Genomic DNA, 26,486 nt, shown 5'->3' with positions numbered 1-26,486 from the left:
CAAGGCCACCCACTTCCTCGCCTTCCTCACCCTCGCTGCGGCCCTGACCTGCTACAAGAAACTCGCCAAATCAGCCACGTGAGACATGCTCTTAGCGCTCATACCGAAATTGAGGATGGTGAATAGACCCACGGGATCGCCCATGGGAATGCCTGCATCGAACGGGAGCACACACAGCGAGACGTTGGGCAATGTGCTGGCGTCTGCCAAGTGCCTGGCCTGTCGAGACATGATCTTCCGATTGCCTACGACTCGGCGCAACGACGCCTCGCCCAACACGACGTTCAGTTGTGCTGGTTGACGCTTGCGTGTGATCAGCGCCTGTCTGCGCTGTTTCAGATGCACGCGTTGTTCGATCTCCTCGGGCGTACCGGCTGGGTAGACACCACGGACAAGAACCCTTGCGTAGTCGGGGTGCTGGAGCAGACCTATCACCGCATCAGGCGAGTATGAAGTCAATTGTTCCGCCGCTGACTCCAGACCCATGTAGACATCGAAGTCCTTTGGGATGAGCGTCCCGTACTCATGCCACCAACTCTTGACGTTGGCTTGCTCTGCGAGTCCAGTGACAGCGGCCGTCATCGTCTCGTCAGCGTCCAGCACGTTGCAGAGCTCTCGGATGTCGACGGTTCGGATCTTTTGCGGAAGCTCTCCCTTCTCGATGCGTTGCAGCGTGCTCGGGCTCCGCTGGATCAGCTTCGCAACTTCCGGGATCGTCATACCGGTCTGCGTGCGGAGATCACGCAGGTAGCGGCCCAACTGCCGCCGAGGAACGGTACTACCGATTTCTGACATGCCACCGACCCCCATTTTGAGTGCTTGCAAGTGCCGAACGTGCCACGAGGCTGTACGCCGAACTGACTATCACTCAGGCGTTTTGAGGAAGTCTATTTGACAAACCCATTTTGACAACACTGCCCCGTCTGCGCCTGGTCTCCTAAGTCCACGCTCGGCGGGGAGGTCGTTGGGCCGGCCACACTCCCCACCTTGCGTCGCAGATCTATCTACCGCGTGCGGATACGCGGGACCACCACCGAATCTGAGGGGAGCGCAGATGGCGATGCAATCGTTCGGGGACACACCGCGATCCAGGTGTCAGTACTACCGGCGCGAGTGCGATCTACCCGCCGTGATCGACCCGCCCGAGTTGGGGCGGATCGTCCTGCGAGCCGGGTACGTGTCCGGGGTGACGATGCCCACCCGCCTGGGGCAAGCCGTGAAGGCTCATATGCAGAGCCGTGGCGCTTCGCTCGGACCCGTTGTGGCACATCCGCGTTCGGGTCGCTGGACGTTCCTCGTCGTCGCGGACCTGCCCGAGGACAACCGGCTGTTCGCTGAACTGTTCCGGCTGGACGTGAGCGTGTCCCGGTGCGGAGCGACGATCGCGCTGCCCTCGCCCACTGCCTCGTCCGGCGCGATCCGCCAGTGGATAGTGCCGCCGCGCGGACCGTACCGGCCATCGGGGCGCGTTGTGCTGGAAGCCATTCGCGCATGGGCTGATCAGATGCCGGACCGCCGTCGCGGGCTCAGGGCGCTGTCCAGTGCGCGATGACCGTGTCATCGTCCCCTTCCGCACCGATCGAACGCTTCCAGTGCGGTCCCGGTTCGCCCACGACAACCCGCACTGGCCGGTGTCCGGCCGCAAGAACGCGATACGAGCCCTCGACCTCCACTGTGACTGCGACTATCACACCTGCTCCACCCTCGTCGCCGCCGTGATCGTGAGCCGAGAGGATTTCCGCTACTTCCGCGACCGCGAATCGGAGCGCCCGTGACATCCCCGCGCCCCGACGAACCCGATGTCCGCCTGTCGATCTTTCTGCACGGCATGCGCTTCGACTTCGTCGCCTGCCTCACCGCCGCCCTGCTGTTCGTCCAGGAACACCAGACCCGCCGCTACACCGATGCGGTGACCGTAGCGATCACCGACACCAGCGGCCTACGCCGCCTACCGAACGAACGCCTGTATCTGGAACCCTGAATCGACGGCGACTCCTTCGATCACCAGTAAACTGAACGGTGCGCACCTGACAAGGCGCAGGAAACCGGGTACAGACCCCGCCGGTTCGCGACCGGGTTTCCACAGAAGCGCGGAGATTCGGGATTCACACCCCGGTCGGCCACCGCCGATAGCTCAAACCGTAGAGCCCCGCTTCGTGATCGTGCCCCCGTACGGGCACACTGCGCCCTCGACGCGAACGTCCGGCCAGCTCGAGGCAGGATTGCGGGCAGCATGACGGACAACGACGGCTCCCTCCGCACCGGACGACGGCGGCACATCGCGCGGCTGGCGCTGTTCGTCGTGTTCCTGTTCGGAATGTTCTACCTCGTCGCCGTCGCCGGAGTGATCGACGTCGAACGCGTGCGCGACGCGATCGCCGCGACCGGACCCGCGGCCCCGTTCGCCTATCTGGTGGCCTCGGCGGTGCTCGGCGCGATCTTCGTGCCCGGCCCGATGCTGGCCGCGGGAAGCGGTCTGCTGTTCGGTCCGCTGGTCGGGACGTTCGTGACCCTTGGCTCGGCGGTGGGCACGGCGATCATCACCAGCTTCCTCGGGCGGCGGGCGGGCCGCGAAAGCGCGCGCGGATTGCTCGGGGCAGAGCGCGCCGAACGCATCGATGCGCAGATCGAGCGGCGCGGACTGTGGGCCATCGTCGGCCAGCGCTTCGTGCCCGGCATCTCGGACGCGCTCGCGTCATACGTGTTCGGCGCGTTCGGAGTCCCGCTGTGGCAGATGGCCGTCGGAGCGTTCATCGGATCGGCCCCGCGCGCCTTCGTCTACACCGCGCTCGGCGCGTCCATCGGCGATCTGTCGGCCCCGCTGGCCTACACCGCCATCGCGGTCTGGTGCGCCACCGCGATCATCGGAGCCTTCGCCGCCCACCGCGGATACCGCAGCTGGCGGGGCGGCGCGAACCGCGAGCCAGAAGCTGCGCCGGATCGCTGCGGGGACTCGAACAAGTAGACCTACCTGCGCCGACTGTTGCGATTCCCCCACACGATGTGGCCCTACGCCTAACCCGGCTCGGACACCGAGAAAAAACGATCGGTCAACCGTTACGTCCCTCACCGCTTGCCCATTGCTGACGCGAGACGGCAAGCGCCGCTTCCAAATACGCGACCCCGATGACTCCAAGCGCATGCTGCTGCGAAGCTGTCGGCGTGCTTGCTAGCGTTTGTCGCGAACGTTTCGTTCCGGCCGACGATCCGGGGGTGCGGCTTGCGCAGTGACGGTGTGGATGAAGTCGCGGTGTCGACTCGCTGGGCGGTGCTCGCGCTCGCGGGCGGCGTGTGCGCGCTGATCGTCCAGGCGGTGTTGGTCCCGTTGTGGGCAGCTCCGCAATTCGGATTGCTGGTCAACCAAGGCGATCTGGAGATCTACCGCAGCGGCGCTTGGCAACTGCTGCATCGGGACCCGCTGTACGCGGCTCCGGTGCCTCCGGGTGGCTGGTTCACCTATCCGCCCTTCGCGGCGATGTGTTTCGTTCCGCTCGCGCTGCTCTCGTTCGACACGGCGCGGATCGCGGGGTTCGCGATCACCTGTTTCGCCTTGTTGGCCACCGTCTGGCGGTGCTGGCGGGTGCTCGGCTACCGTGGCGACGCGCGCCTGGCGGTGTTCTGCCTGGGCTTGGCGGCGGTCGCGGTGGACATCGAGGCCGTGCGGGGGACGTTGTGGCAGGGCCAGGTGAATCTGGTGCTCATGGCGATCATCGTGTGGGATTTGACGCGTCGCAGGTCAGCGCGTTTCCGTGGGTGGTCGGTGGGAGTGGCGACCGGCGTGAAACTGACCGCGATCGTGTTCGTCCCCTATTTGATCGTCACGCGACAGTGGCGGGCGGCGGCCACGGCGCTGACGACCACGGCTGCCACCATGCTGCTCGCTTGGCTGGCGGCGCCGTCGGACACCCGTGAGTATTGGTTGCACGCGGTGCGCGATACCGATCGGATCGGGCCGGTGACGCATCCGGGCAACCAATCGATCAACGGGGTCTTGGCCAACATCTGGGCACCGGCCACGGTGCCGACCTGGACATGGCTGCTGTGCGTATCGATCGCGGCGGCACTCGGTTTCGCTGCCGCGTGGGCGGCCCACCGACTGCGCCAGGAACTGCTCGGGTTGGTCGTGACCGGACTGATCGGCTGCGCGATCCCGCCGTTGGCTTGGGGGCATCACTGGGTATGGTTCGTGCCGCTGCTGATTCTGCTGTCGCACTATGCGATTCGCGAGCGTTCCCGTATCCGGACAGTTCTCGCGGCGGCCACGGTGACGAGTGCCGCCGCCTCGATGTGGTTCACCACCGTCGTTTTCACCGAAATCGAACGACTCGACCTCACCGGCGCACCGAGTTACATCCCGGCCATGAACGCCGCGGTGGAACGAATGCCGCAGTGGTGCCGGGCGGTCGTCTGCGGTGTTCCGCCCGCGATCTATCTCGCGGTGGTGACCGCCGTCCTCGTCTCTTGGCTCCGCTCGCGCCGAGCCAGCAACATCGTCGGCACACAGCCGCCGATCCCGGTCTCGAGCCACAACTAGGGCACGTTCGAAAATCCCCGATCGTCCCTGTGCCGGTGTTCAGGACCACTGCGGCGCGGTACTTTCGGCCCGGTGAGCAACCGTGAGCCCGATGGCCGGGCATTGGTAGACCAGGATGAGCCGAACAGGGCTCCCGGGCCGATTCACCTGGCATTCACCTTCGTTCCAGTCGTTGTGTTGGTGTGCGTCTACTACGACTGGTGGCCGTCCCGCTACGGCTGCTTCGCCTGGGCCGATCCGCTGTTGTTCGGCGTTGCGGCCGTACTCGTGCTCCTCATCTGCGGTGCGGTATGGGCGGTCCGAACGCTGTATGTCGTAGGTAGGCGCCGGACATGGTCATGGTGGATCGCGGCTGCCCCCGCGATGATCTTCGCGGTCGCGGGCACCATTGCGCTCCTGCCTCGCCCGTCGTTCGAAGACACCCGTCCGCAGTTCGAGCAGGTGGCCCTGGACCTACTGGCGAGCTCGGAATCTTCACGCTCCCGTTTCGAAATCGGCCGGTTCGACATCAGCTATGCCAGGAAAGACCCCGACGGAGCCGTGTACTTCATCGAGGATGGCGGGCTCGGGCTCACGGTGAGCAACGGGTGGGCGTACTCCCCTCATGGCACACCGGTCGGCTTCGACGACTTCACCGCAACTCACCTCGGCGGCCCGTGGTACGAGTTCACCGCTGTGTGGCGTAGCTGACGTCGCCGCCTGCTCACCCCTGGGAGCATCGAGCATTCCAGACCAGCTGGTATGACAGGCTGTCCGTCATGTCCACCCGGGCCTCCACCTCGCCGAACCTCACCGACCATGGACGTACCGCCTCGATTCTGCGGTTCACCACCGAATTGATCGCCTGGATCGCCACCCCGCTGGCACTGGCCGATCACTCGCTCGTGCTCGCGGTCGCGGCGTTGGTCCTGCTCATCGGGCTGCCGACCCTCTTCGCCACCCCTGGCGACAAGAAACAGGTCCTCATCCCTGTCCCCGGCGTAGTCACCATCGGACTCGTCGTGCTCCAACTCGTCGCCGCCGTACTCGCGTCCTGGGCCACCTGGCCGGCCTGGCCGGCCGTCGTCGTCACCACGCTGACGGTCATCACGACGATCACCGAACTGCCACGTTGGCGCTGGCTCCTCGGGGCGTCGGCCCATCCCGCCGGTCGGTAACCCTGGCACGGGTCGAATTCTCGGCTGCCGACACCGTTGCGGTGCCCGCGCCGCCGGATCGCCCGACCGCCGACACCCCGACGCCAGCGGGTCGGACAGCCGCCCATGCGACCGAAGGTCCTACGCGCAGGCCGGGGCTGGTGCGTCGAGGAACAGCGGTTCGCCCGTGGGCGGGGCGTAGACGACGTCGAGGACCAGCGGCTCCGCGCCGAGGTTCCGGCCGATGTGCACATTCCATTCACCGGCTGGCTCGTAGATGAACTCGCCGGCGCGGTAGACCGGAGCATCACAGTCGGGGCCAGGATGGGTGAGCGTCCCCGAGCGGACGAAACCGAAGACCGGGCCGAGGTGGTAGTGCCAACCGGTGGAGCCGCCGGGGCCGATGGTGATCTCCCGAACGACCAGATCGGTGCCCGCGACGAACGGCACCAGCCCGGCGGGGATCTGCGCCTGGCCGAGGGTGACGGCGGTGATGTCGCTACCGGGCGTCGCGTCGGCGGGCGCCGCGCTCACCAGCGCACCGGCGAGCGCAACCGGCATCGCGGCGACGCGAAGAAAGAGCGTCATCCTGGCAGCTTAGCCACGTCGGCGGCAGCGGAACGCCCGTTCGCCGAACGCCGCCGCGGCGACGAGCACCCGCGCCGCGATCCTGGATTACCGTACGTACGTGGCCAGGACAGACGAAGCGGATTCCACGGCGAACATTCTCGACGCCGTGGTGTCGCTGCTCGAATCGGACGGCTACGACGCGGTTCAACTGCGTGCGGTCGCCCGGAACGCGCACGTCTCCCTGGCCACGGTCTACAAGCGATACCCCACCCGCGACGACCTGATGCTCGCCGCCGTCGAACGATGGATGGCGACCAATACCTACGCAACCCCCGCCCCGACCATCGAAGGCGAGAGGCTGGCCGATGGCCTGATGCGGTTGTTGCGCTACGTATTCCAACCCTGGGAACGCAATCCCCGAATGCTCGAAGCCTACTACCGCGCGCGCTCGGGCCCCGGCGGCCGGCGACTGGACGCGCAAGGCTTCGACGCCGTGCTGCCCGCCGCGAGCGCCCTGCTCGCCGATGCCGATCCGGACTACGCCGCCGATATCGCGCTGGTGCTGACCAACATGATCTACGCGCTGATCGGCCGCTTCGCCCACGCCGATCTCGACATCGCCGAAATCCTGCCCGCCATGGAGCGCACTGTGCTCAGGCTGACCGGGAACAACGAACCGCTGGCGGCTGCCGCCGGGTCCGCGCGACCGGGCGCGCCGCAGTTCCCGTGGAGCGCTTCGCTCGTCTCCCCGTTCTCTCCAGGTCCTCCCCGGGATTCGAAGCAATCGCCGGAACCGGAATAGCGAAACCGACTGTTCACGAGGTATTCCCGCCCGCGGCGCGATGTCGAGTTGCTCCGCGCGCCTGCCCGGTAGAGCATCTGCCGTATGCCGTCCACACCGCTGAATCCAGCAGGCGACATTCCGGACACCGGAATTCCCGGCCGTCTCGCTGCCCACATGACCATGACCGAGCAGCACGAATGGCACCGCTCCTACCTGCGCCGTCGCCCGGTGTCACGGCGCAACATCCTGCGCGGCGCCGCCGCGGCGGCAGCGGTGGCCGCGGTCGGCACGACGCCGTTCGGCAGGCGCGCCTACGCCGAGGAGGCGCAGCTCGCGGTGGGCGGACGGCGCGTCGCCTTCGGGCCGGACGCGGCCAGCCAACTGCGGTTCGCGGCGCAGCTCTCGCGGCGTCCGGCGGGCGCCACGGTGTATCTCGACCACGGACCGACGCCTGCGCTGGGCGCGACGGTCGAGGCCGAGGTGCGCAACCTGCTCACCCAGCTGCCCACCGCCGACGGCGGCGTGCTCGCGGCCGAACAGTTCTACGTCCACGCCCCGGTGGACGGCCTGCCCGGACGGGTGCCGCACTTCTACCGGTGGCGGTCCTCGGACGGATTCGTCGGCGACATCCGCGCCGCCGCGCCCGCGATGCCCAGCGCACGCCCAGCGGTCCTTCCGTTCCGGTTCACCATGATGGGCGACCAGGGCACCGACGAGACCCCGGCGTTGCCGGAGGGCGTCGCTCCCGGCGACTACGACGACAAGTACTACAGGGCCGACAACGATCCCGCCGCCCCGCACGCGAGCAATGTGCTGCGCCAGATCGCCGCCGCACGTCCGGATTTCCACATCCTCGCGGGCGACATCGCCTACGCCGACCCCTCCGGCGCGGGCAAGCCGGGACAGTTCGCCGCGCACGGAGCACGACCGGCGAGCGGTTTCGACAAATACAACCCCTACGTCTGGGACGTCTACTTCAACGCCATCGAGCCCAGCGCCGCCCAGACGCCGTGGATGTTCGCCACCGGCAACCACGACATGGAGGCGACCTACGGCGACCACGGCTACGGCGGGCATCTGGCGCGCCTGGACTTCCCCGGCAACGGTCCGGCGGGCTGCCCCTCGGCGTACACGTTCACCTACGGCAATGTCGCGGTGCTCTCCCTGGACGCCAACGACGTCACCTACGAGATCCGGGCGAACAGCGGCTATTCCGGTGGGGCGCAGACCAGTTGGGTGGAGCGCACCCTGGCCGCCCACCGCGCCGACCCCGACATCGATTTCATCGTCTGCTTCTTCCATCACTGCGCGTATTCGACCACCGAATCGCACGCCAGCGACGGTGGCGTGCGCGACGCCTGGGTCGGGCTGTTCGACCGGTACCAGGTGGACCTGGTCCTGCAAGGCCACAACCACGTCTACGAGCGCACCGATCCGCTGCGCGGCGGACAGGCGACGAAGGTCGCGGGCGACAACTCGATCGTCTACCCGGAGACCGAGGGCACCGTCTACTACACCGTGGGCGGCGGCGGGCGCCCACGCTACGAATTCCAGCCCGGATCGCAGGAGACCTTCCGCGGCAACGAGCTGGCCGACACCTCGGTGCCCAACAGTTATGTGTGGACGCCGGGCGGCGGCAAGCAGGACGAAGCCGCGCCGTGGTCACGGGTCCGCTTCCGCAACTACTCGTTCCTGCGCGTCGACGTCCGGCCGGGCGTGTTCGCCAGTGAGATGGACGTGGTCGCGGTGGACGAGTACGGCCGCGAATTCGACCGCGTGCTTTTCCGGCGGCAGGTCAGGGCCTGATCCGGGCTATTTCTTCTTGGGCGGTAGGGTCCGGGCGTAGGCGACGCCGCGCTCGACCCATCCCCGCAGCACCTCGTCGTCGTCGACGGCGGTGACCCGCAGCCAGCCGGCCATTTCGCGCCCACCCATGACCATGGGCTGCACCGCGTCACCGACGAGCCGCTCGCCCTCGTCGGGGTCCACCCGCACCAGCAGACCGCCCTGCCCGCTGGCGGCCACCGCCATATTGCCGCCGATCAAGAAGGCCAGGCCGCCGAACATCTTCCGCTCGGTGAGCTCGGGGCCGGGCGCGATCAGTTCCCGGATTCGCTCGGCCAGCTCCTCGTCGTATGCCATGACGGCATTGTTCACCTGCTGTCCGACAAGTCGGGTGATCTGCGACCGGAAACGGCCCCGTGTCCTCGTCCCCGGGCGCACACCGATGACGAGAGATGCGCCCACCGCGTGAAATACCTTGCATTCCAATGACTTCGACGCACACCACCAGTGGGCGAACGAGGTACGTACGTACACTCCCGAGCCGCCTGGATGTCATTGGACGTTCAAGCGGATGTTTCCGTCCCTGTCTGTAATACAGGCGTGAGACGGGGGCGAGGTGCCATCGGCGTTCGCGCGCAACCCGTTTCGGTAGTCGCAGTAGACCGCGCCCCCACAGACGGGACGAAGGACCCTTTCGTGCACATCTGCCTTCCGGCGGTGCGACCACGCACTGTCCGCCTCAGTTCGACCGAGCGGCATTCGACAGGAGTCCTGCGCGAGTTCCCCATAACTGTATTGCTCACCCGAGCTGCGCGCTGGTGGCCGCTTTCCCGGGCGAGCGCGTGGCGGCGACGGGCGTTCTGGCTCGCGCTGAGCGTCTTCGCGCTCTTCGTCTTCCCCGGCTTCCTCGGTGCGCTGGCCTTCGCCCAGGACGCGGCGGGCGGCACGTCCGGAACCTCCGGCATCGATGGGCTCAGCTGGATGAACATCCACGACTCGTCGGGCATCCCGCTGTCGGACTACCGGTTCGCCACCGGTGACGAGAGCCTGCTGAAGCCGCGCACCACCATTCTGTGGGCCGTGCTGGGCCTGGAGTTCATCGGTTACATAGCCATCGTGACGACCGCCATCTGGTTGATCGGTTACGCGCTGAGCTTCCGGTGGCTGGACATGTTCAGCTCGGCCCTGCACGGCGTGGCCGACGCGCTCACCGCGCAGATCGCGACACCGATCATGCTGGTCACGGCGGCCACCATCGGCGCGGTCTGCGTCGGATGGTTCGTCGCGCGCGGCTACCACGCCAAGGCCACCATGCAGGTGGTGACGATGGTCGGCGTCGCGCTGCTGGGTCCGTTGTTCCTGGCCGAGCCTCTGGCGGACGTGCTGTCCTCGCACGGGTTGCTGGCGCAGGGCCGCGATCTCGGTATCTCGGTGGCCGCCGGACTGAACGGGAACGCCGACCCGGACCCGACCCAGTTGGTGGCCACGATGCAAAGCGATCTGGCCGACAATTTCGCCCGGCAGCCACTGCAGGTGTGGAATTTCGGGCACACCGTCGACCAGCGGCCCGCCTGCCGATCGGCGTGGTCGTCGGGGGTGGCGGCAGGCGACGACTCCCGGGTGATCAGCGGCCTGAAATCCTGCGGCGACACCGCAGCGCACGCGAAGGCCGAGAATCCATCGATGGGACAGGTCGCGACCGGGCTGATGCTGTTGGTCTGCGGCGGCATTCTGCTGGCCTTCGCGATGTATCTCGGCATGAAGGTCATCAAGGCCGCGCTGGACACGATCTATCACGGGTTCATGTCGATATTCGGCTTCGCGGCGGGCGGATTCGTGTACGGCCCGACCCAGACGTTCCTGGTGCGCAATATCGTCGACAGCTTCGTCGCGGCGGCGCGAATGACGGCGTACACGATATTCCTCGGCGTCTACGTGTTGTTCATGGGCAATCTGTTCGCGCAGGCGCGCGGACAGGTCATGGCGGTGATCATCATCGCGGGCACCGTCGAGATCGTCGCCGTCTTCCAGCTCAAACGCCTCAGCAGCGGCCTCAGCCGGGGCAACGAGTGGATCGCCAATCGCTTCGCACTCGCGATGCAGGGCAGTGCGGGCAAGTCGGCGAGCGGCGGGACCGCCCTCGGGATGGGCGGCGGCGGCGGCGGTGGGAAAACCGCGCCCGGCATGGGGTGGGTGACCACGCTCGCCACGCTCAACACCGTCAACTCCTCGCCGGTGACGGCGTGGCTGGCCGGCGGGCGGGTCAATCCGTTGAATCCGCTCTCCGGCACCAGGAGGACGATCGAACGCTCCACCAGAAGGATCCTGGCCAGCCGCGAAGCGGGCTACGTCGAGCATCAGTTGTCGCGTACCAACTGGCGGGGCGTCGCGGTCGACGCGGCCCAGTCGGTCGGGGGCATACACACTCAGCTCGGTGTCTCACGGGCGTTGAAGGTGCTGCGAGACAACAAGGTTCCCGATTCGCGGGTGCATGCCGTGCTGCTGTCCTCCGGCGCGAGCCACGAGATGGTCACCCATGCGTTCACGGCACATTCCGTCCAGGAGTCGACGGCGTCGCAGAACCCGTACAGCTTCGCTCCGTTGCAAAAGGCGATCGCGGCGGCGTGGGCGGTGGACAACCACGTCGACCACGAGGCGCGCGACGCCTTCGCCGCCCAGGCGGTGATCGCGGCCGACAGCTTCGTCCGGCACAGCAACGCGCCCGCCCCCAACGCGAACATCGATCACGCGTTCGTGCGGCGGGTCGAGCGGAATTGGCATTCCGACCGCGCACTGCGAGCGGCGATCACCCCGGACGAGTGGGACAACGCGGGCCGCGACACCCGGTGGGCGATCGGCCACCGGGTCGCGACCATGCACCAGGAGGCCGCCCGCGAGTACTACGCGAACCCGAACAACATGACCCGCGAAGCCCTGATGCGGTCGGCCAGACGCGTCGCCAACCTCGACCACCTCGATCCAGAGGGCGGACTCGACCCGTGGAACCCGTGACGAGCCGGGCTGTCCCGTGCACGGGCTCCTACGGCCGCCACTCTTCGCCGGGTGCCCCGGCCCGCCGGACGACGCGGTAGCGTGACCGGATGCGCAGCGTCGAACTGCCCAGCCAGATCGCGGGGAAGGCGACGCCTTCCTGACCGATGTCCGCGCTCGCGGGCCCCACCTTGTCGGCGTAGACCTCGACCGCGGACCGCGCCGCCGCGAGTCACGGCGCGTAGGCCCGCATCGCGCTCAGGCCGCGCGCACCACCTGCGCGAACACGTCGTCCGGATCGGATGCCTTCAGGCCGAACGTGTCCCGGATGGCGGAGTCGTCGACGGTGAAGCGCGCGTGCGACATGTGATAGGTCTCGAACAGCTCGGCCCAGAACGGGTCGGTCAGGCCGAGCAGCGTCAGTTCGCGATCGCTCATGACCGCAAGTCGCGGCTCCGGCGCCCCGGCCGCCGCGGCGAATCGCCCGGCCAGCTCACGCGCGGTGGCGGTGATGACCGGCGCGTGCCAGGCACGGCCCCACGAGCGCTCGTCGCGGGCCACCGCGACCGCTGCCGCCGCCGCGTCACCGATCGCGGTGTAGGCGTGCGGCAAATCGAGTTCCTGCGGCAGCAACGCCAACTGTCCGGCCAGGATCTTCGGCTGAGCGAGCAAGGAGAACAACGAGATCGCGCCGGGACCGACGAACTGTCCCGCCCGCACCTCGGCCACGCGCACCCGGCCCGCCCGGTGCGCCTTCTCGGCTTCCCGCCACATCCGCGCACGCACCCGCCCTTTCGGCCCGGTGGCCGCCAGCGGTGACTGCTCGGTGACCAGGCCGTCGGCCGGACCATAGCCGTACAGATTGCCGAGCATCACGTAGTTCGCACCGGTCCGCTCAGCGGCGGAACGAACGGAGCCGAACAGTGGCGGAACGGTCTGCGGCCAGGTGTGATAGGCGGGCATCGCCATGTTGAACAGTGTTTCGGCGCCCTCGGCGACGGCGGTCAGCGCAGCCGTGTCCAGAGCGTCCAGGGCGACTCGCTCGATGTTCGGGTGCTCGGGTCCGGCACCGCTGCGGCTGACGATGCGTACCCGATCGCCGGACTCGGCCAGTAGCGCGGCGGTGGCCGAAGCGGTCGCGCCACGTCCGACGATGACCTGCGAAGGCATGCGACTTCCTCTCTAGGACAACGAGATTCACGCGATCATTGGCACCGGGCGCACCGTTCGCCGATCGCGTGCTACTCAGCCTGCCGCGGCGCGGCGGGGTAGGCTACTGACCGGATTGCCAACTATCCCAAGGATCAGGCCATGCATACTGTCGCCGTCGTCGCGGTTCCTCCGGTGAAGGCTTTCGACCTGGCCATGCCGGAAACGGTGCTGGGCGCGGCGATGGTGGACGGCGAGCCCGGCTACCGCATCGTCGTGTGCACCGCCGTGCCCGGTGTGCTTCCCGCAGGGCTGGGTGGATTCGACGTGGTCGTCTCCCGGGGCTTGGAGGCGATCGAGGAAGCGGACATCGTCATCGTGCCGAGCACGGGCAGCCGCGCCGACGCGGACGCAGCCACGCTCACCGCCCTGCGCGACGCTGTGGCCGCGGGCAAGCGCGTCACCTCGATCTGCAGCGGCGCCTTCGTGCTGGCGCAGGCAGGTTTGCTCTCCGGTCGCACCGCCACCACGCATTGGGCTCTCGCCGACGAACTGGCGGCGAACCACCCGGATGTGTCGGTCCGCAGCGACGCACTGTTCATCGAAGACGGTCCGATCACCACGGCCGCGGGCGCGGCGGCCGGAATAGATCTGTGCCTGCATCTGATCCGCGCCGACTACGGCGCGACCGTCGCGAACGCCGCCGCCCGCACCGCCGTCGTCACCCCGGTGCGGCCCGGCGGACAGGCGCAATTCGTGGATGCCCCCTTGCCCGCGGAGAACGGCGTGACGCTGGCCGACACCCGCGCCTGGGCGCTGCGCCGCCTGGACCTTCCGCTGTCGCTGGACGACCTGGCCGCCCACGCCCGCGTCAGCGTGCGCACGCTCACCCGCCGCTTCCACGAGGAAACCGGCCTCAGCCCGCAGAAATGGCTGCTGCACCAGCGCCTGCAACGCGCGAGGGAACTGCTGGAATCCACCACGCTGCCGATGGATCAGGTGGCCAGGCACAGCGGCATCGGCTCGGCGGAGTCGCTGCGCCAGCACATGATCCGGCATGTCGGAGTGCCGCCGAGCAGCTACCGCGCGTCGTTCACCCGCTCGCCTGTGCCGCCCGACCGCGCGGGAACGGCGGCCGGCACGCCGACCACCGGTAACCCGTGAAGGAGCCGTCACGCACGGTGCGCAATACGGCTGAGGGCAGTGGAAGGCTCCCTATGGACAGCGAGCTCGTGCAGGCCGCGCAACCCCCATCAAGGCGCTCCATTCGGTGTCGGTGAGATCGGCGCCCGCATGTGCGCAAGCGGTCCGGATCAGGCCGTCCGGTGAGATATCCCGTTCGATCAGCGTTCCATCGACGCCGCCGGAGAACGTCGGACCGGGGTTCACCGTCACGAGATACCGTCCGTCAGCGGACAAGGCGACGGCGGATGGGACGTGCCAGACGGAATCCGGCTGGAGTTCGCCGAGATTCGTGCCGTCGGTGAAGAGAGTGATATAGCCCGCCTGGTCCTTCGCGGCGACTACGGTAGCGTCCGCTGCGGCGGCGAGCTGAGCGGACGCGTTCCGGGTGCTGCGGAAAGGGATCGTCCGCTCACGATGCGAGCCGGTCCGATCCCATATCTCGATGCTGTCTTCCCGGCGGATCAGCAGATGTGGCCCGGCGAACAGCACCGCCTGCACGTCCTTGCCGTCGATGTCGTGCGTGTCCTGCTCTCCCGCCAAGTCGTAGACCGATATGTTGTCGGCGTCACGCATGACCAGGAACTCTCCGGCCGCGTCGATTCCCGCTTCCGCGACAGGGTCGGTGTCCACGGCGCCACCCAGCGGAACGAATTCCGTATCGATGTGGCCGGTGGCCAGATCGTGCAGATATGCCCGTCCCCTGCTGTCCACGGATACGGCGGTCGGTGACGAGGACGACACTCCGGCCGCCGCGACGCTGACATGCGGTGGCGGTGAGGACAGGACCGCCACCTCGAATGGAGTCTCGACCTGTGGCCGGTGGGCGGATACGCGTTGTTCGTTCCCGAACGCGGGATTCGCGGCGATAGCCAGCATCGCGCCATCCGCGCGCCATGCGGGAACACCGGACAGGCCGGGTATGGAGAGCCGCCGGGATGAGTCCGGCCTGAGCTGTTGCAGGATCACGACGTCGTCGTCCAGCGCCGAACCATCCGGATCCTTGCCCTTGCCGGTGATCACCGCGGTGCGTCCGTCCGGGGACAGCGACAAGCTGGGCGGGCAAGCATTGCATCCTTTGACGATCGGCACCGGAATGGATTTCGCCAGCCGGTCGCGCTGGGTGAGATCCCAGAGGGTGATCAGCCGCCCGGACGCCGAAACCAGTCGCGTTTCGGAGTTCCCGAGAAAACGCAGTAGCTTCCGGTCGAAGTCGACGGCAGTACCGGTGATCAGTGGAGGCTGCTCCGCAGGCGTTGGCTCGCTGGTCACGGGCGCGACATAGAACCCGGCGTCGGCGCTGGGCACCGCCGCTATCCGCCCCGAGCGGCTCAGCACGGCGGAAGCCGACCGCCTGGGCATCGCGACACCCACGTATTCCGGCTCCGGACGGACAGCGTCAGGCGACAGCCGCAGCCGGAAAACGGGCACGGGAATACCAGGCAAGACCGCGCAAGTGAACGATGACCCGTCCGGCGACAATTCTCCGACGTCTTGACCCACGCCGCAGGCGTAGTCGGTGGCGGTGTCGAGGGGTGAGAGATCGACGGTGGCGCCGTCGCGCAGCGAGACCTGCCGCACCCTGCCGTCGGTGCCCAGCAGACGCAAGGTCGTGTCGTCGACGAACACCATGCTGTTGATTGCGCGATCGGTCGGGCGTGTGGCGATGACCTCTCCAGAGGCGATGTCGACGATGTCGACCGTCCCGGAAGTGCCTTCCTCCGCATCGAGTCTGCTGCGGTGCACCGCACCGAACTTGCCGGACGCGGATATGGCGACGACTTTCATCGCGCCGGCATCGTGCACGCCGAAGTCCGGCCGAGCCGAGTTGCCGCCCCACAGCGTGATCGAGCCGCCGTCCGTCGCGAGTACCGTCCGGCCGTCCGCGGCGACGGCGACCGAGAGGACCTTGCCGGGCAAGCGCGCGACCGAAGTCGTCGCAGGCTCACCGGGCGCCCATGTCACGACTTGCCCGTCGGCGAGCCCGGCCACCACGGTCGTGCCATCGGCGCTGCTCTGCAAAGCGGTGACCTCCGCCGGTGCGGCGGCGTAGCGAGAAACGTTCGGACCGGCCAGATTCGCGCGCAGCAGAGCGGAATGGTGCGCGGGACTCGGGTCGAGACGGTACGCGGCGACGGCCAGAAGCAGGGCCGCGCGCACATCAGTGGCCATCTTGGTGTCGGCGACCGAAGCCATGAGCCGCGCCGTGGCGATTCTGGCCTCCGCCTCGGCGCGATTGCTCTGCGCCCAGGCGACGAACGCCGCGACCAGCGCGATGACCAACAGCATGGCCAATGCGCCGATGGCGATGTTCGCCACGCGCAGGTTTCGCTTGGTCTGTTGATAACCCTCGGATTTGAGATCCGCCTCGGATACGCCGCGAATGACCGCGGCGATGCCGACCGCGATGGCCTCGATGTCCGGGCGCGGGACGCCGGTCGAATCCGCACGCCATTTGATCGTCTTGTAGACGGGTTCGGAGGCGAAAACTCCGAACAGGCGTGGCGGCAGCGCGGTTGAGCGCGCTCGGTCCCAATCCCCGGCTGATTCATCCCAGACCAAGGATCCGGCGCTGAGGACCAGAAGTATCGTCTCGGGAGACCGATGCGCCAGCCACCACTCGATTTCGCGGTCCACCCACTCGGAGCTGGCAGCCTCGGGTGAAGCCACCACGACCAGCCACTGGGAACGCGACAGACCTGCGACGATCTTGTCCTCCAGGCCAGGACCGATCGAGACACCGCTGTAGTCGAGGAAGATTCGCATGCGCGGGAAGCGGTACCACGGCCGCGGCAGTTTCTCGATCGCGTTCTGCACCAGCGGGAGCACTGCCCGATCCCGATCGCCGCTATAGGACAGGAACGCGCCGTAGCCGGTGTCCGCGCGTGTAGTCCGCCGCCGCAGCGCCACTCTCACAACCGCGCCTCGCGTCCAGGCGTGTCCGGCGCCGACGTTCGCCACACACCATCACGAACTACGCCTTCCACCGGCATCAGGCCCCTCCTCCCGATTGTCGAGGCTCCCGCACTCGCCTCGACACCGATTCAACCATCGCACCGGCGGACGACGCCAGGAATACTCGCTGGCTCGCAATGGATTTCGCCGGCACCGGGACGTGGAAAGCGATTTCGCGGCGGCCCGAGCTGGGGCGGAATCCGAACCGGCTGTCCCTCCGTGCGGACGCCAGCGATCATATGCCAAGCCCGCACGCGAGCAGCGGCCGGTTCAGGTCAGGCCGACGTCCCTCGATTCAGCCGGCGCCGAGGGCATCGATGGCAGCGCGCAGGCGCGTGGTGGCGTCGGCAGCGACAGCCTGCAGTTCCGGTTCGTCGGTGACCTCGACCATGACTTGGGGGTTCATCGCTTCGACGCGAATGGCGTCGGCGTCGGCGGGATCGCGCCGGACCACCACGTTGCAGGGCAACAGCAGCCCGATCTGGCGATCGATCTCCACGGCGCGATGGGCCAGGGGCGGGTTACAGGCGCCGAGGATGCGGTAGTCCTCCATGTCCTGGCCGAGTTTGGCTTTCAGGGTGGCTCGCATGTCGATCTCGGTGAGCACACCGAAGCCTTGCTCGGCCAGTGCGGCGCGGGTGGCTTCCACGGCATCGTCGAAGCCGGTACGCAGGGTAGTGGAAATCGCCAGATCCATGCTGAATGCCTCCTTATGAGGATGGTCGGTCGGGCCATCGCGTGCACCGCGACGCATGCGTCACGCGAGGGCCAGAAACAATTTCTCCAATTGGTCGACGGTCATCGGATCGGCGGTCTCGGCGTCCGGGTTCACGAGGCATTCCCGCAGCCCGGTGGCGACGATCTTGAAACCCGCTCGGTCCAGCGCTTTGGAGACCGCCGCCAGCTGCGTGACCACGTCTTTGCAGTCCCGGCCCTGCTCGATCATCGCGATCACTCCGGCGAGCTGGCCGTGGGCGCGGCGCAGACGATTGAGTACCGAGGCGATGGCGTCTTCGTCGCCGACCATGATTTTTCTCCTTCTCTCACTTGCCAACCACCATACCCCTTGGGGTATCAGCCGACGGCTCGGTCGGCTCGTGGGCGAAACTGATGGTGGGCAGGATCCGGCGCAGCCAAGCCGGGGACCACCAGGCGCCCCGACCGGTCAGGCGCAGCGCGACCGGCAGCAACACCAGGCGCGCCACCACCGCGTCCAGCAGCACCGCGACGCCGAGGATGACGCCCATCTCCTTCGGCGGAAGCGGATCGGCCAGCGCGAAGGTGAAGAACACCGCGACCATGACCGCGGCTGCGGCGAAGATCACCCGGCCGGAGTGGGCCAGCCCATCGATGCCCGCCGTGCGGGGATCGCGCGAGCGCTCGTAGTGTTCCTTGGCCGTGGCCAAGAGGAACACCGTGTAGTCCATCGCGATGGCGAAGATCATCGCGAAGAAGAACACCGGCCCCCAGCCGTCGAGGAATCCCTGGGGAGTGACGCCGAGCAGGCCCGCGCCGTGACCGTCCTGGAAGATCAGCTTCGCCACACCGAACGCGGCCGCGGTCGACAGCAGGCTGACCAGGGTGCCCAGCGCGGCGATGAGCGGAGCTTGCAGCGCCACCAACAGCAGGACGAAGCCGAGCACCAGGATCACCCCGACGACGAGCGGCAGGTAGTCGTCGAGCGCCTGTTGCAGGTCGAGGTTCTCCGCGGGCGCGCCGCCGACAAGGGCGTCGGCGGGCAGTCGACCACGCAGGTCGTCAAGGATGCCGCCCAGCCGGTGATCGGAAGGATCGACCGCGGGCAATGCCTGCATCATGACCAGGCCGGAATCATCCGCGGCCGCCACGGGCGGAGTGACCATGGCGATGCCGTCGGTCGCGCCCGCCGCCTCGGCGCCGCGAGCGGACTCGGCCGCGGGAACGATGATCTGCAATGCGCCGGGCGCTCCCTCGCCGAGCTGACGCTGCACCAGTTCATAGCCTTGCCGCACGGGTGCGTCTGCGGACACCACCTGGATCGACGGCATCGCGACCCGTAATCCGGCAGCAGGCAACGCCAACGCCACCAGCACTCCGAGCCCGGCCAGCGCGAACGGCCACGGATGATCGTGCAGTATCTGTCCCCAGCGAGCGAAGCGTGGCGAGCGATGCTGCTGCCGGGTCGCGAACGGCAGTGCCGCGGCGTTGATCCGGCCGCCCAGCGCGCCCAGCGCGGCAGGCAACAACGTCAGCGTGGCGGCGAGCACGAATACCACCGCGAGCATGATCCCCACGGCCATGGTGCGCACCGCGGGCGCCGGAACCAGCAGCACCGCCGACAGGCTGACCAGCACGGTCAACCCGGAGAGCACGACAGCCTTGCCCGCGGTGGCCATGGTCTCGGCCACCGCCGAACCGGCATCGGCGGACTTGGCGAGCGCGTCACGGAAGCGCGCGACCAGGAACAGCGCGTAGTCGATGCCCAGCGCGAGAGCGAACATCATGGCGAAGTTCATCGCCCACACCGAGATCGGCGTGAGGTGGTTGAGCAGCACCAGGCCACCCGCCGAGGCGACCAGCCCGGCCACGGTCAGCAGGAGCGGAAGCCCGGCCGCCACCAGCGAGCCGAACGCCAGCACCATGATCGCCAGCGTGACCGGCCAGGAGAACAACTCGGCCTCGAGCATCGCGTCGTGGTTGGCCTTGTTGAAATCGCTCCACAACGCCGACGCACCGGTGGGATAGACCTCGATTCCGGCGCCGGACAGCGCGGTCAGCGCCGCCTTGTGCTCATCGACGGCCTTGACCATGTCGTCGGTGGAGGCGTTCGCGCCCGCGATCAGGATGCCGGTGTGGCCGTCCGGACTGATCGTCATGCCCGGCTGCGGCGGGACGACGGCTCCGAACCGGGAGTCGTCGGCGAAGATCGCCGAGACCCGGCCCAATGTCTGCCGCATCGCCGGACCGGCCACGGTCTCGGTGTCGGAGTGCACCACCACTTGCACCGCCGCCGAGGAATTCCCGCCGAAGTGCTGCTGGGCCAGCTCGCGGACCCGCACCGACTCCGAACCATCGGCCTGCCAACCCGCGCCGGCCAGCGAGCTGAACACACTCGGCGCCGCTGCCCCGAGCGCCACCAGCAATAACAGCCACACACCGAACACAACCCGGGCGCGCCCGGTCATCGTCGCGCCCCAGCGCGCCAGCAGTCCGCCGGATGGCCACCGGTCCCCAGCGTCCACCCCGCCTTCCCCCACGAATGTCGTCGGCCGCATCGACGCTCCCTTTCCCTACTTGTACGAATCGCAGCGCTCACCCTGCCTTGCCATACCCCGGGGGGCATCACCGACTATACCCCTGGGGGTATTATGAGTAGAGTGCGATGCACCACAGCCGTTCCGCGCTGTTCTCATGAACCGAAGCGACACCGACCGAAGGAGCCGATCCCTGATGGCTGACATCGATCTCTATCTCGACCCGGTATGCCCCTTCTCCTGGGTCAGCGCCCGCTGGCTGCTCGAGACCGCGGGCGAGGACCACCAGGTGACCTTGCGACAGATGAATCTCGCCGTGCTGAACGAAGGAACCGAGGTGGACGAGAAGCAACGGCCGATGCTGGAACGCTCACGCCGCCTCGGCAGGCTCTGCGCCGCCGTCACCGACCGCCACGGACGCGACGCGTTCGCCCGGCTCTACGCCGCGTTGGGATCCCGCATGCACGTCGGCGGCGCGCACGACGACGCGGCGATCACTGCGGCGATCACCGAAAGCGGACTCGATCCGACCCTCGTCGAGACGCTCGACGACGCGAGCCTCGACCGCCTGGTCAGCGCAACCCACCACGACAGTCAGGAGGTTCTCGGCGCCACGAACGGCGCGCCCATCATCGTCGTCGACGGCCACGCGTTCGCCGGACCTGTCCTCACGGGTCCCCCGGCTCCCGATCGGGCACGCGCCCTGCTCGAGGCGCTCGTCACGCTCACCACCACGGCCGAATTCGCCGACCTGCACCGGCCCTACCAGGGGCCACCCACCATCGCGGGTAGGCAGAAGTAATTTCCCGCGAGGTTCAGCCGAGCGCGCGCCCAGTTCCCATAACCGGACAGCGCCCGCCCCGGCTCGCCGCTACGACCTGGCGCTCAGCGAACCCGCCGCGACCTGACAGCGCCCCCCGAACCCTTCCGACCTGCCCACCGCGACCCGACAGCGTGCAGCGAAGCCTCCAACTGCCCACCGCGACCCGACGCGCGCAGCGAGGCCACCAAGTCCTCACCGGGACCGGATAGCGTGTGGCAAAGCCCGCGCCAACACCCCCACGGCTATCCGTCAGGCGCAGCGAAGCCCCGCCAACTCCCCACCGCGACCCGACAGCGATCCCGGACCGGCACCAGCTAACTCACCCGACCCGATAACGCTCAGCGAACCCGCGCCGGCTCCCCCGCCGCGACCCGGTAGCGCTCGGCGATCAACCGGACCACCGCAGGGTGTACGCCGATGGGCCCGGCGACGCCGTCGGCGCCCGACTCGTGCAGGCGCTGCTGGAACAGGCCGTGCGCGAGCAGATACGAGGCGACGAACACGCGGCCCGCCCCCGCCTCGCGAAGTTCCGCGACGACGTCCGGCACGCGCGGCGCGCCGGTCGCGACGTAGCCGATGCGAACCGGGGCGCCGAGACGTTCGGCCAGCAGCGCGGCCGCGCGGCGGACGTCCTGCCGGGCGCGGGCGTCCGACGAGCCCGCGGCGGCGAAGACCACGGCGTCACCCGGGCGCCAACCCGCCGCGCACAGACGCATCGCCATGATCCGCGCCAGCGCCGGATCCGGCCCCATGGCCGGCGTGACCGTCACCGCGGGATGCCGGCTCTCGGCGACCTCGCGCGGCACGTCCTGGTAGACGTGGTACCCGGAGGCCAGAAACGCCGGAACCACCACCGCCGGAACGGATTCCCCGGCCGGGGTCACCAGATCGCGCAGCACTTCCGAGGGCGAAGGACCGAGCACGTCCACGAAGGCCGTTCGCACCCACGGTGTCTCGGTGCCGGGCCCCGAAATCCCGGCACCGAGCTCCTTCGTCACGGCCTCGGCGAGCGCCGCGATCATCTGCACGCCCTTGGTGCTGCGGGTCCCGTGGGCCACCAGCACCAGGGCCGGCGCGGTCACCAGCTCCCCGCAGCCTGGATGTACCGAGGTGCCCGGGTCGGAATTCCGACGCCGGGCACCTGCGGTCCTCCTGTCGCGGTGGGCCGTGGGTTGTTGTCGATACATTCCGCCGGGTCCAGCGCGAGCCGGTAGCCACGTTTGACCACGGTCTGGATCGCTTTCGGCGTGCCGAGTCCGGCGCGCAGCCTGGCGATGGCGGTCTCCACCGCGTGTGTGTCGTCCCCGCCGCCGGGCAGCGCGGCGAGCAGGTCCTCGCGCGAGACGACCCGGCCGGGCTGGCGGGCCAGCGAGCGCATCAGGGCCATCGGCGCGGGCGCCAGCTGACGCACCTGACCGTCGACCACCACGCACGCGCCGCGCACGCTGATGATGTGGCCCGCGGCGTGGATCCGGTTGGCCCGCCTGGGCAGTTCCTCGGCGACGTGGCGAGCAAGCGCGCCCAGCCTGGCCCGGCCCGGCATCGAGGTCGGCACCCCGAGTTCTTCCAGCGGCGCGGCAGTGATCGGACCGACGCAGGCGGGCAAGACCCGGCCGCGCAGCGCGTACAGCAGCCCTTCGAGCAGCCCGGTTTCCTTGGCGCGCATCAACATCGACGCCACGGCGGGGGCGCTGGTGAAGGTGACGCAGTCCATGCCGGAGGTGACGATGGCCTCGATCAGGTGGTCCATTGGCCCCTGGTCGTCCGGCGGCACCCAGCGGTACACCGGCACCGGCACGACATCCGCGCCCGCGCAACGCAATACCTCGCAGAAATCGGGCACCGGCTCCCACTCGGTGGTGGCCCCGTGCAGCTGCACGGCGATCCGCACGCCCTCCACGCCTTCGGCGAGCAGGTGATCCAGCACCTCGGCGGACGACTCGGAGGCGGGTGACCATTCCTCCCGCAGTTCCGCGGCGCGGATGGCGCCCTTGGCCTTCGGGCCGCGCGCGAGCATGCGGGTGGTGCCCAGCGTCGCGCGCAGGTCTTCGGCGAGGCCCCAGCCCTCGGCCGCCTCCATCCACCCGCGGAAGCCGATTCCGGTGGTGGCCACGGTGATCTGCGGCGGATCGGCGACCAGCTGCCTGGTCACGCGCTCCAGTTCGTTGTCGTCGGCCAGCGGGATGATGCGGATGGCCGGTGCGGAAACGATGTTCGCGCCCCGGCGTTCCAGCAGCGTGGCGAATTCCTCCGCCCGGCGGGCGGCCGTGATGCCCACCGTGAATCCGGCCAGGCTCGCGCCCGCGTCAAGTGTTGTCATTGGCGTTCATCCATCCGAGGACGCGAGCGCGGTGGCGACCGGCTCGTTGGAAATCGAAACGATGCCGTCGTCCACGCGCACCGCGTACACCGGCAGCATCGCCGATTCGTCGTCCAGGCAATGCCCGTCGACCAGGGAGAAGGCCTGCTTCAGCAGCGGCGAGGCCACGACGGGCACCCCGCCGCGATCGCCGACGATCCCGCGCGACATGACCGCCGCCCGTCCGATCGGATCGATATTGCCGACGGCATACAGCATGCCGTTGTCCAGCAGGAAAAGCGCGGCCTGCCGGCCGCCTCGCAGCAACACCGCAACGCCGCGGCCGGGGATCAGGTAGTCGAGACGGCAAGCCTGCGTCCACCCCGTGGTGGTTGCTGCGGCGATGCCGGGGGTATCGATCACGGTCATCGGTGTCATCCTCCAAACGCCTTACTCATTGGTACCGACGTTCTGTTTCCAAGCGGTTAAGCGGTCATTTCCCCTGCGTGGCGACCGGAACTTCCGGCAGTCCGAGCAGGACGGGAACTTTCCGCTCCCCGGATTCGTCGAAGGAAATCGTCGGATCGGTCTCCTCCGGGGCGTTGACGAACGACACGAAGCGAGACAGCTTCTCCTCGTCGTCCAGCACCGCGGCCCACTCGTCGCGGTAGCCGGCGACGTGCTGGGCCATCGCCGCCTCCAGATCCTCGGCGATGCCGAGGCTGTCCTCGCAGATCACCTGCTTGAGGTAATCCATCCCGCCTTCCAGCGCCTCCTGCCAGGGCGCGGTGCGCTGCAAACGGTCGGCGGTGCGGATGTAGAACATCAGATACCGGTCGATGTACTTGATCAGCGTCTCGTCGTCGAGTTCACCGGCCAGCAGCACGGCGTGCTTCGGGGTGAGACCGCCGTTGCCGCCGACGTAGAGGTTCCAGCCGTTCTCGGTGGCGATCACGCCGACGTCCTTGCCGCGCGCCTCGGCGCATTCGCGGGCGCACCCGGAGACGGCCAGCTTCAGCTTGTGCGGCGAACGCAGTCCGCGGTAACGCTTCTCCAGCAGCACGGCCATGCCGACCGAGTCCTGCTGGCCGTAGCGGCACCAGGTGGAGCCGACGCAGCTCTTCACGGTGCGCAGCGACTTGCCGTACGCGTGACCGGATTCCATGCCCGCGTCGACCAGTCGCTTCCAGATCAGCGGCAGCTGTTCGACGCGCGCGCCGAACAGGTCGATGCGCTGACCGCCGGTGACCTTCACGTACAGGCCGAATTCCTTGGCCACCTCGCCGATGGTGATCAGCTGCTCGGCGGTGACCTCACCGCCCGGCATCCTCGGCACCACCGAGTAGGTGCCGTTCTTCTGCAGGTTGGCCAGGAAGTGGTCGTTGGTGTCCTGCAGCGCCGCCTGCTCGCCGTCGAGGATGTGGTCGCTCGAGGTGGAGGCGAGGATGGACGCCACGGTCGGCTTGCAGATGTCGCAGCCGGTGCCCTTGCCGTACTTGGCGATCAGGCCGGAGAAGGTGCGGATGCCGGTGACCTGGACGATCTGGAACAGCTCGGCGCGCGACTGCTCGAAGTGCTCGCACAGCGCCTTGGACATCTCCACGCCGGACTGCTCGAGCAGCTTCTTGAGCATGGGCACGCAACCGCCGCACGAAGTTCCGGCGCTGGTGCAGCTCTTGATGGCCGGGATGTCGCACGCGCCTTCGGCGATCGCCCCGCAGATCGCGCCCTTGGACACGTTGTTGCACGAGCAGATCTGCGCGTCGTCGGGCAGCGCGTCGGCGCCGAGTTCGGCGCCCGCGGGCGAGATCAGCGCGGCCGGTTCGGCGGGCAGCGGGCGGCCGACCAGCGGGCGCAGCGCCGAGTAGGCGGTGGCGTCGCCGACCAGGATGCCGCCGAGCAGCGTCTTCGCGTCATCGGAGACGACCAGCTTGGCGTAGGTGCCCTTGGCCGCGTCGTGCAGCACGACCGACAGCGCGCCCTCGGTGACGCCGTGCGCGTCACCGAAGCTGGCCACGTCGACACCCAGCAGCTTCAGCTTGGTGGACATGTCCGCGCCGGGGAACTCGCCCGCGCCGCCGAGCAGGCGGTCGGCCACGATCTCCGCGGTGCTGTAACCCGGGGCGACCAGGCCATAGCACACGCCCTCCACGGCGGCGCATTCGCCGATGGCCCAGATGTTCGGATCGGAGGTCTGCAGGCCCAGATCGGTGACGATGCCGCCGCGCGGAGCGATCTCCAGTCCCGCGTCGCGGCCGATCTGGTCGCGCGGGCGGACACCGGCGGAGAACACCACCAGCCCGGCCTCGATCACGCTCTCGTCGGAGAGGGTGACCTTCACGCCGTCGCCCGCGGCCTCGATCGAGGAGGTGCCGACACCGGTGTGCACGTGCAGGCCGAGGTCGGTGACCAGGCGCTCCAGGATGGCGCCGCCGCCCTCGTCGACCTGGGCGGGCATCAGCCTGGTGTTGTACTCGACCACGTGCGGGGTGAGCCCGAGCAGCCGCAGCGCGTTCGCGGCCTCCAGGCCGAGCAGGCCGCCGCCGACCACCACGCCCGCCGCGCCCGGACCGGCGGCTTCGGCGGCCGCGCGGATGCCGTCGAGGTCGTCGATGGTGCGATAGACGAAGCATTCCGGCCGGTCGTGACCGGGCACCGGCGGAACGAACGGGTAGGAGCCGGTGGCCAGCACCAGCGCGTCGTAGGCGAGGATGTCGCCCGAGGACGTGGTCACCTTGCGCGCCGCCCGGTCGATCGACTCGGCGCTCTGGCCCAGCCGCAGCTCGACCAGCTCGTCACCGGCGTACTCGTTGCCGGGCAGCGCCAGCGCCTTGGGGTCCCAGGCGCCGACGTAGGACGACAGGCCGACGCGGTCGTAGGCGGGCAGCTGCTCCTCGCTGAGGATGATCACCTGCCACTGGCCTTCGGTGTCGCGCGAGCGCAGCGCCTCGACGAACCGGTGCCCGACCATTCCGTGGCCGACGACCACCGCGGTCTTGCGAGCGACTGTGGGGTTCATCTGTTGGTCCTCCTGGACTGGATCGG

The 26,486-nt window shown here is 68.4% G+C and carries 24 protein-coding genes; 12 read left to right on the top strand and 12 right to left on the bottom strand.

Annotated elements, in window-relative coordinates; all coding sequences use genetic code 11:
- Nucleotides 1-51 precede the first annotated feature (51 nt).
- On the bottom strand, nt 52-825 hold the full coding sequence (locus tag ACWDMM_RS31695; protein ID WP_449941097.1) for a helix-turn-helix domain-containing protein: 774 nt from the start codon (nt 823-825) through the stop codon (nt 52-54).
- Between the two features lie 229 nt (nt 826-1,054).
- On the opposite strand from ACWDMM_RS31695, the gene ACWDMM_RS31690 reads away from it, so the two are divergent.
- The 7 genes from ACWDMM_RS31690 to ACWDMM_RS31660 all read left to right on the top strand — a co-directional run bounded on the left by ACWDMM_RS31690 (nt 1,055) and on the right by ACWDMM_RS31660 (nt 5,691).
- Nucleotides 1,055-1,552 (top strand): DNA-directed RNA polymerase subunit beta, encoded by a 498-nt coding sequence (locus ACWDMM_RS31690; RefSeq protein WP_449941095.1) that lies wholly within the window; start codon nt 1,055-1,057, stop codon nt 1,550-1,552.
- A complete protein-coding gene (locus ACWDMM_RS31685) occupies nt 1,542-1,775 on the top strand; it encodes a hypothetical protein (protein WP_195081965.1) in 234 nt (77 codons plus the stop codon). The genes ACWDMM_RS31690 and ACWDMM_RS31685 overlap by 11 nt, the downstream gene beginning before the upstream one ends.
- A complete protein-coding gene (locus tag ACWDMM_RS31680) occupies nt 1,772-1,981 on the top strand; it encodes a hypothetical protein (protein WP_195046694.1) in 210 nt (69 codons plus the stop codon). Before ACWDMM_RS31685 ends, ACWDMM_RS31680 begins: the two co-directional genes overlap by 4 nt.
- A 252-nt stretch (nt 1,982-2,233) precedes the next feature.
- Complete coding sequence (locus ACWDMM_RS31675) at nt 2,234-2,965, top strand: TVP38/TMEM64 family protein (RefSeq protein WP_357111416.1); 732 nt, start codon at nt 2,234-2,236, stop codon at nt 2,963-2,965.
- 285 nt (nt 2,966-3,250) lie between these two features.
- The gene (locus ACWDMM_RS31670) at nt 3,251-4,534 is read left to right on the top strand and encodes a glycosyltransferase 87 family protein (protein WP_449941091.1); all 1,284 of its coding nucleotides are present in this window, start codon (nt 3,251-3,253) and stop codon (nt 4,532-4,534) included.
- Between the two features lie 72 nt (nt 4,535-4,606).
- Entirely contained in the window at nt 4,607-5,224 is a 618-nt protein-coding gene (locus tag ACWDMM_RS31665) for a DUF1109 domain-containing protein (RefSeq protein ID WP_449941088.1), read from the top strand.
- A gap of 68 nt (nt 5,225-5,292) precedes the next feature.
- The gene (locus ACWDMM_RS31660) at nt 5,293-5,691 is read left to right on the top strand and encodes a hypothetical protein (RefSeq protein ID WP_357111410.1); all 399 of its coding nucleotides are present in this window, start codon (nt 5,293-5,295) and stop codon (nt 5,689-5,691) included.
- A 120-nt stretch (nt 5,692-5,811) separates the two neighbouring features.
- Here ACWDMM_RS31660 and ACWDMM_RS31655 read toward each other — a convergent pair whose 3' ends face one another.
- A complete protein-coding gene (locus tag ACWDMM_RS31655) occupies nt 5,812-6,258 on the bottom strand; it encodes a cupin domain-containing protein (RefSeq protein WP_357111407.1) in 447 nt (148 codons plus the stop codon).
- 100 nt (nt 6,259-6,358) lie between these two features.
- Here ACWDMM_RS31655 and ACWDMM_RS31650 point away from each other — a divergent pair, with 100 nt between their 5' ends.
- Nucleotides 6,359-7,042 (top strand): TetR family transcriptional regulator, encoded by a 684-nt coding sequence (locus tag ACWDMM_RS31650; RefSeq protein WP_449941083.1) that lies wholly within the window; start codon nt 6,359-6,361, stop codon nt 7,040-7,042.
- A gap of 84 nt (nt 7,043-7,126) precedes the next feature.
- Nucleotides 7,127-8,830 carry a metallophosphoesterase gene (locus ACWDMM_RS31645; protein WP_357111404.1) on the top strand — a complete coding sequence of 568 codons (1,704 nt, stop codon included), beginning with the start codon at nt 7,127-7,129 and terminating at the stop codon, nt 8,828-8,830.
- 6 nt (nt 8,831-8,836) lie between these two features.
- On the opposite strand, the gene ACWDMM_RS31640 is transcribed toward ACWDMM_RS31645, so the two are convergent.
- The gene (locus ACWDMM_RS31640) at nt 8,837-9,166 is read right to left on the bottom strand and encodes a TfoX/Sxy family protein (protein ID WP_449941079.1); all 330 of its coding nucleotides are present in this window, start codon (nt 9,164-9,166) and stop codon (nt 8,837-8,839) included.
- A gap of 438 nt (nt 9,167-9,604) precedes the next feature.
- Between ACWDMM_RS31640 and ACWDMM_RS31635 the strand changes: the two genes are divergently transcribed.
- Entirely contained in the window at nt 9,605-11,821 is a 2,217-nt protein-coding gene (locus ACWDMM_RS31635) for a hypothetical protein (RefSeq protein WP_323124388.1), read from the top strand.
- Between the two features lie 237 nt (nt 11,822-12,058).
- On the opposite strand, the gene ACWDMM_RS31630 is transcribed toward ACWDMM_RS31635, so the two are convergent.
- Nucleotides 12,059-12,970, bottom strand: coding sequence for a Rossmann-fold NAD(P)-binding domain-containing protein (locus ACWDMM_RS31630; RefSeq protein ID WP_195081975.1), 912 nt, complete (start codon nt 12,968-12,970; stop codon nt 12,059-12,061).
- A 141-nt stretch (nt 12,971-13,111) separates the two neighbouring features.
- Here ACWDMM_RS31630 and ACWDMM_RS31625 point away from each other — a divergent pair, with 141 nt between their 5' ends.
- Nucleotides 13,112-14,113 (top strand): GlxA family transcriptional regulator, encoded by a 1,002-nt coding sequence (locus tag ACWDMM_RS31625; RefSeq protein ID WP_449941074.1) that lies wholly within the window; start codon nt 13,112-13,114, stop codon nt 14,111-14,113.
- A gap of 51 nt (nt 14,114-14,164) precedes the next feature.
- Here the strand turns inward: ACWDMM_RS31625 and ACWDMM_RS31620 are convergent, their stop codons facing one another.
- The 4 genes from ACWDMM_RS31620 to ACWDMM_RS31605 form a co-directional block, all read right to left on the bottom strand.
- Nucleotides 14,165-17,047, bottom strand: a complete 2,883-nt coding sequence (locus ACWDMM_RS31620; RefSeq protein WP_449941071.1) for a hypothetical protein — start codon at nt 17,045-17,047, stop codon at nt 14,165-14,167.
- A gap of 334 nt (nt 17,048-17,381) precedes the next feature.
- Nucleotides 17,382-17,783 (bottom strand): DUF302 domain-containing protein, encoded by a 402-nt coding sequence (locus ACWDMM_RS31615; protein WP_195081978.1) that lies wholly within the window; start codon nt 17,781-17,783, stop codon nt 17,382-17,384.
- A gap of 60 nt (nt 17,784-17,843) precedes the next feature.
- Nucleotides 17,844-18,113 (bottom strand): metal-sensitive transcriptional regulator, encoded by a 270-nt coding sequence (locus ACWDMM_RS31610; RefSeq protein ID WP_357111384.1) that lies wholly within the window; start codon nt 18,111-18,113, stop codon nt 17,844-17,846.
- A 16-nt stretch (nt 18,114-18,129) separates the two neighbouring features.
- A complete protein-coding gene (locus ACWDMM_RS31605) occupies nt 18,130-20,340 on the bottom strand; it encodes an MMPL family transporter (RefSeq protein ID WP_449941067.1) in 2,211 nt (736 codons plus the stop codon).
- Nucleotides 20,341-20,515: 175 nt separating this feature from the next.
- Here ACWDMM_RS31605 and ACWDMM_RS31600 point away from each other — a divergent pair, with 175 nt between their 5' ends.
- Entirely contained in the window at nt 20,516-21,121 is a 606-nt protein-coding gene (locus tag ACWDMM_RS31600) for a mycothiol-dependent nitroreductase Rv2466c family protein (RefSeq protein ID WP_449941064.1), read from the top strand.
- Nucleotides 21,122-21,480: 359 nt separating this feature from the next.
- Here ACWDMM_RS31600 and ACWDMM_RS31595 read toward each other — a convergent pair whose 3' ends face one another.
- The 4 genes from ACWDMM_RS31595 to nirB form a co-directional block, all read right to left on the bottom strand.
- The gene (locus ACWDMM_RS31595) at nt 21,481-22,224 is read right to left on the bottom strand and encodes a sirohydrochlorin chelatase (protein ID WP_195081982.1); all 744 of its coding nucleotides are present in this window, start codon (nt 22,222-22,224) and stop codon (nt 21,481-21,483) included.
- The gene (locus ACWDMM_RS31590) at nt 22,221-23,462 is read right to left on the bottom strand and encodes a uroporphyrinogen-III synthase (protein ID WP_449941061.1); all 1,242 of its coding nucleotides are present in this window, start codon (nt 23,460-23,462) and stop codon (nt 22,221-22,223) included. Before ACWDMM_RS31590 ends, ACWDMM_RS31595 begins: the two co-directional genes overlap by 4 nt.
- A 6-nt stretch (nt 23,463-23,468) precedes the next feature.
- Nucleotides 23,469-23,870, bottom strand: coding sequence for a nitrite reductase small subunit NirD (gene nirD, locus ACWDMM_RS31585; protein ID WP_067810636.1), 402 nt, complete (start codon nt 23,868-23,870; stop codon nt 23,469-23,471).
- A gap of 64 nt (nt 23,871-23,934) precedes the next feature.
- Nucleotides 23,935-26,460: a nitrite reductase large subunit NirB gene (gene nirB / locus ACWDMM_RS31580; protein ID WP_357111380.1), complete on the bottom strand. Its 2,526-nt coding sequence runs from the start codon at nt 26,458-26,460 to the stop codon at nt 23,935-23,937.
- Between the last annotated feature and the right edge of the window lie 26 nt (nt 26,461-26,486).

Source organism: Nocardia sp. NPDC003726, assembly GCF_053586955.1.
Note: the sequence above shows the minus strand (reverse complement) of the source record. Positions and strands in the feature narration are given on the sequence as shown.

Excerpts from the sequence above, each read along its gene's own strand:
- ACWDMM_RS31690 (WP_449941095.1), top strand. The coding sequence starts at position 1,055 with ATGGCGATGCAATCGTTCGGGGACACACCGCGATCCAGGTGTCAGTAC.
- ACWDMM_RS31675 (WP_357111416.1), top strand. The coding sequence starts at position 2,234 with ATGACGGACAACGACGGCTCCCTCCGCACCGGACGACGGCGGCACATC.
- ACWDMM_RS31660 (WP_357111410.1), top strand. The coding sequence starts at position 5,293 with ATGTCCACCCGGGCCTCCACCTCGCCGAACCTCACCGACCATGGACGT.
- ACWDMM_RS31655 (WP_357111407.1), bottom strand. The coding sequence starts at position 6,258 with ATGACGCTCTTTCTTCGCGTCGCCGCGATGCCGGTTGCGCTCGCCGGT.
- ACWDMM_RS31645 (WP_357111404.1), top strand. The coding sequence starts at position 7,127 with ATGCCGTCCACACCGCTGAATCCAGCAGGCGACATTCCGGACACCGGA.
- ACWDMM_RS31640 (WP_449941079.1), bottom strand. The coding sequence starts at position 9,166 with ATGGCATACGACGAGGAGCTGGCCGAGCGAATCCGGGAACTGATCGCG.
- ACWDMM_RS31630 (WP_195081975.1), bottom strand. The coding sequence starts at position 12,970 with ATGCCTTCGCAGGTCATCGTCGGACGTGGCGCGACCGCTTCGGCCACC.
- ACWDMM_RS31625 (WP_449941074.1), top strand. The coding sequence starts at position 13,112 with ATGCATACTGTCGCCGTCGTCGCGGTTCCTCCGGTGAAGGCTTTCGAC.
- ACWDMM_RS31615 (WP_195081978.1), bottom strand. The coding sequence starts at position 17,783 with ATGGATCTGGCGATTTCCACTACCCTGCGTACCGGCTTCGACGATGCC.
- ACWDMM_RS31610 (WP_357111384.1), bottom strand. The coding sequence starts at position 18,113 with ATGGTCGGCGACGAAGACGCCATCGCCTCGGTACTCAATCGTCTGCGC.
- ACWDMM_RS31605 (WP_449941067.1), bottom strand. The coding sequence starts at position 20,340 with ATGCGGCCGACGACATTCGTGGGGGAAGGCGGGGTGGACGCTGGGGAC.
- ACWDMM_RS31600 (WP_449941064.1), top strand. The coding sequence starts at position 20,516 with ATGGCTGACATCGATCTCTATCTCGACCCGGTATGCCCCTTCTCCTGG.
- ACWDMM_RS31590 (WP_449941061.1), bottom strand. The coding sequence starts at position 23,462 with ATGACAACACTTGACGCGGGCGCGAGCCTGGCCGGATTCACGGTGGGC.
- nirD (WP_067810636.1), bottom strand. The coding sequence starts at position 23,870 with ATGACCGTGATCGATACCCCCGGCATCGCCGCAGCAACCACCACGGGG.
- nirB (WP_357111380.1), bottom strand. The coding sequence starts at position 26,460 with ATGAACCCCACAGTCGCTCGCAAGACCGCGGTGGTCGTCGGCCACGGA.